This window comes from Patiriisocius sp. 208BN25-11 (genome assembly GCF_058147145.1).
In genome coordinates this window covers 1-4,660 of sequence record NZ_JBYVJY010000029.1, presented here as the reverse complement: position 1 = coordinate 4,660, position 4,660 = coordinate 1, and the positions used below count along the sequence as shown (strand labels likewise).

At 31.2% G+C, this 4,660-nt stretch carries 5 protein-coding genes; all 5 read right to left on the bottom strand.

What is annotated here, in order from left to right; translation table 11 throughout:
• Window positions 1–238: 238 nt before the first annotated feature.
• Window positions 239–1,696, bottom strand: a complete 1,458-nt coding sequence (locus ACY2RS_RS15400; protein ID WP_490099558.1) for a nuclear transport factor 2 family protein — start codon at window positions 1,694–1,696, stop codon at window positions 239–241.
• Between the two features lie 18 nt (window positions 1,697–1,714).
• Window positions 1,715–2,353: an O-methyltransferase gene (locus tag ACY2RS_RS15395; RefSeq protein ID WP_490099557.1), complete on the bottom strand. Its 639-nt coding sequence runs from the start codon at window positions 2,351–2,353 to the stop codon at window positions 1,715–1,717.
• A 55-nt stretch (window positions 2,354–2,408) separates the two neighbouring features.
• On the bottom strand, window positions 2,409–2,960 hold the full coding sequence (locus ACY2RS_RS15390; RefSeq protein WP_490099556.1) for a hypothetical protein: 552 nt from the start codon (window positions 2,958–2,960) through the stop codon (window positions 2,409–2,411).
• A 306-nt stretch (window positions 2,961–3,266) separates the two neighbouring features.
• Window positions 3,267–3,602 carry a DUF4890 domain-containing protein gene (locus ACY2RS_RS15385; protein WP_490099555.1) on the bottom strand — a complete coding sequence of 112 codons (336 nt, stop codon included), beginning with the start codon at window positions 3,600–3,602 and terminating at the stop codon, window positions 3,267–3,269.
• Window positions 3,603–3,699: 97 nt separating this feature from the next.
• Window positions 3,700–4,578, bottom strand: a complete 879-nt coding sequence (locus ACY2RS_RS15380; protein WP_490099554.1) for an AraC family transcriptional regulator — start codon at window positions 4,576–4,578, stop codon at window positions 3,700–3,702.
• Window positions 4,579–4,660: the final 82 nt, after the last annotated feature.

Below are 4,660 nucleotides of genomic sequence, written 5' to 3'. Positions count from 1 at the left end.
TCAGAATACCGTCTAATTACTTTGTCATTTTTGTACATAATGTTTAAAATTATGTAGCCTTTATTCAGGACGAGTCAATATTACACACAACGGTTTTGTGTATGAGCAGTAGCGGATTCTTTATGCAACTACTTTTCAGTTTACAATATACTTTATTTATACGACAAAACGGTTCGAGTTTTCACTCAAACCGCTATTGCTTATACACGTTGTTGTGTGCCGTTTTTATCTCAACGGATTAAAATTTTCCGTTACTATTTTTCCATTCTGATTCTGGTGGAATTGGTGAAATTACATCCCAATGTTCAACAATTTGTCCATTATCTAACCTAAACAAATCATAAAATGCTGTGTGTACGCCTTTCCCAAACTTCCCTTCACTCATTGCAAGGACAAAGTTTCCTTCGCCCAATACTTTGTGCAGTTTTGTGTATTCCATTACCAATCCATTTTCAGCAAAATATTTCATAGCTGCACCAAAACCGTCTAAGCCATCCGCTACAGCAGGATTGTGCTGTACATAGTTTTTTGGATTGATATAGGTAGTCAATTTGTCCATTTCGTGACCTAACAAAACTTTCTCAATAAAATCAGTAACTACTTTTTTATTAGCCTCTGTTTTGTCTAAATCTGAAAGTGCTGTTGCTCCATCAAGTTGTGTATGCCCACTTGGATTTGGCTTTTGAACCTCTAATAAATTATCCCAATGCTCTACTATAAGTCCGTTTTCAAATCTAAAAACATCAAAACCAGCTTTTGGTCCGAAAAAATCATATTCGGTATGTGTAAATACATAATCTCCATCTTGAAAAGCTCTAATTACATTTGCTTTAAAGCCCCCTTCTGGTGCGTGTTGCATAACTTCGCCAAAACCAGCTAAACCATCACCAACACTTAAATTATGTTGAATATATTTTTCTGGATTAATGTAAGAAATTGGTGTTTTGTCTCCATTATTAAAACTATTTAATAACGCAACTACTTTGTCTTTGTTTGTCATTTCTGTTTCTTTTAGATAAGTAAGTACTTGAGAACGTGTCATGGCCATAGAAGGTTGGTTCATCATTCCCATAAATTCTTTTGAAGTATCATTATTCATAAATACAGGTAAGTATGCATCTGAATTTTCTTTAGTATCCCAATAGATTAAAACAACTTGCCTTCCTGATTCATCAACTCCCGTTAAACGTTGTACAAAACCTTTTTGAGTAGCTGTTTTACTACCTACTTGCTCATTTATTGAATTGAATGCTGTTTTGTCTATATTATCTTTTAAATTAAAAGACATCATTTCTATGAACTGGCTGTTTTCTGATTTTAAATCTGAATTAATTGTATATCTATTCATTTTCATAGAAGAACCTTCAATCATACTTGCATAATCTGCAACTGAAGTATCTCCCATAAATTTATTCATAGATGCTTCTGCATCCGACATAGTTTTCCAATATACTATTACTGTATAAACGCCATTTTTATCAACACCGCTTTCGCGTCTAATAAAACCAGGTTGTTTGCTAGTAAAATTATCTTCAACTTCTGAATCTAGCTTATTAAATGTTTGAATATTTGCTGTTGTTTTAAGTGAGAAAGTCGTTACTTCTACTATTGTATTTTTCATTTTTTCTTCTTTTTTTGCGCAGCTTACCAAACCGATAATTAAAGTAAGCATTACGATGATTTTTGTGATTCTCATTTTTGTTGGGTTTAATGGTTATAAAAATCTGCTTAAAAACGCTTTTCCGTTATGAATGGATTGTGTGTTATATTCATTTTTTTTATTTAGTACATAACTCGCATAATTTTGCGTGCCAGACATATCCATGTTATCTGCATAGACTAAAGTATCTTTATGAAAACAAGGTTCAAGCATTTTAAAAAGTGGTAAATACAAGTCTTTCCAACCATCTAAAAATAGAAAATCAATTGGTTCGGAATATTCGCTAAGAGTTTCCATAGCATCTCCAGTTTTAACTTTTACGTATTGGCTTAAACCTGCATCTTCAATATTTTGTATTGCAGTTTGTGCTTTACTTTCTATTAATTCTGTGGTAACGACTTTTCCTCCTGTTTTGCGGACAGCATCAGCTAAATAAATAGTAGAAATGCCGAAAGATGTTCCAAATTCAACAACGTTTTTACAGTTACTTTCTATAATTATCTGTCGCATTGCTTCGCCTTGTTCTTTTGAAACAGGTAAATAAGCGTGCTTAAAATCTGCAGGTTGCATAGGCTGAAATATAGATTTTACAACGCCTTTTCCTATGCGCATAAAATCTTTTTTAGCATCATTGTGCAATGCAACTAGTTTGGTTTTAACACTATCTAATTCATTTATGTTAGTATCAGTCATTTTGTATATTTTTTTATTAATGCATAGAAAGATAAAATGTCGTTTCAGTATGTTATTAATTTAAAGTTATTGTAAAACTTTGATCAGGATTGAAGTCGTAACCCTCACCAATTTCAATAACTAAAACGTTGGCAGAATCAATTCTAAGGTTTACGTTGGCATTGCTTGAGGTAAATCCGTTTACATTTTGAGCTTCATCAAAAGTCAAGTAATACCTGTCAAACGTATCAGCTTCTAACACTCTAAATAAATCGCCGTAAGTTGGATCGTCTGCTTCTGCAACAACGTCAAAAGAAATACTGTTTTCATCAATATCAATATCATACAAGTTTAATAGATAAGAAGAAAATTCTGTAGCTGAACCAACATTCGCAGTTGCTGCTAATGAACCAGCAGGTAGCATGAATAAATCTTCGATAGCCAACTCAGCTCCTCCGGTAAATGCAGTTGATTGAAATGTATTAGTTACCGTTACGCTAGATCCTAAAGTGATTGGCTGTGTTACGCTGTCATGCCTATTGTTATCATCGTCACGATCGCAAGACGTAAGTGTAACTGCAGAAAATAATAAAGCAATGAATAAAGAATTTAATTTTAAATGTTTCATAATATATTTTATTGTTTAAATTAATGTTGGTACAAATGTAGAAGCAGATCTACATCATTTAACTATATAAAAAAGACGAAAGACTGTAAAAATGGGAAAGTGTATTTCTTAATCTTAAATTGATTAGATGTAATTTGATTTTGCTGGTTCGAAATACTTCTAAAAATTATGGGCTTAATGAAACTTTAATCTGGTTGTATTAAATAAGGATAGCCAAATTAAAAATTTAACTATCCCGTAGTTTAAATCAAAAAAACTGCTATCAATCAAATATGGAATTGATTTAAACATTCACCAATCAAATTGTTATTCAATTCTCATTTTTTTTAATTGTTCCTCATTAAGAACCGTTTTTAATTCATTTTTCCACTCAGCAATTTTAAGTTTGAATTGTTCTTTACGTTCTTTGCGAGAAGTATTGTCTTTTGCGTTTTTAAGATTTTTACGAACTTCTACTTTTTTTAAATTTATGGCGTAAACTTTTTCTTTTTGTTCTTCACTTAAATCTAATTTTTTAGCCATACGCTCTGTCATGTATTGCACTTTGTCTTCATGAGATTTTTGTGCCCAGAGCAATGATTTGCTTCCAAAAACTGTTGCGAATACTACTAATACTACAATAATTATTTTTTTTCGTTTCATTTGTGTGTTTTTAAATTAATACTGAAACAAAAGTACAGTCACAGCCAAGTTGTTTGGCTATAAAAAAAAGACTAAAGACTGTAAAAAACGGAAAACGTTAGCGATTAGCTCTAAACTGCTCTGGTGTAGATTGGGTTTGTCGCTTAAAATATTTGTAGAAATTAGTGGTTTCTTCAAAACCAGATTGATAAGCTATTTCTTTAATTGACAGTTTGGTATTAATGAGTAATCGCTTGATTTGCTTGGTGCAAATTTCATCTATAAATTCTTTTGCGGATTTATGAACAACACTTTTAGTAATGGTATTTAAGGTTTTTGTGCTTATATTCATTTTAGCTGCAAAATCCTTGACTTTGGTTGTTTGTGTGGCATTATTTTCAACTAAATTTTGAAATTTAATAAATTCTGAGAGATGTTTTTTTTCAAAATTTATACTTTCTTCTTTTGATTTTATTCTGAATAATTTTGTGATTAAAATGTGCAAGGCACTTCTAATTATACTCATCTGAAAGCTGTCAACTATTTCAAAATATTCCTTTTCAATATGATATACTAGCTTTGCAATATCTTTAAAATCAGAATCGTTTAGTTGTAATTTGGGACTACTGAGTTGCTCGTTAAATAACAACATAATCTTTTGTGCTTCCTTCTCTTGTAGGTAACTAACTAAAAAGTCATTGGTAAAAACGAGTAGTTTTCCTTTTAAGTTACTGTCTTTAAAAAACTTATGTATTTGGTCTTTTCTGATGGTAAGTAATGTGCCTTTTGAGCAAGGATAATCTATTAAGTCAATACTGTGAAACCCTTGACCATCTTCAATAAATAAAAGCACATAAAATTCAACTTTATGATTTGCTTCAATGGAATGGTCTAAATTCTTCCGCACATAAAGCTTCTCTAATTTGATAATGTCAAATTCGGCTTTTTCGTTTTGTTGATTGTCGAATTTTATATGTTTTGTTTGTTCGTTCTTCATTTCCTCAAATGTCTTGTCCTGAAATATGGCTACAGGTTAAAATTGATTTTACGCTGTTAATTTATATACCATATTTGGTGTT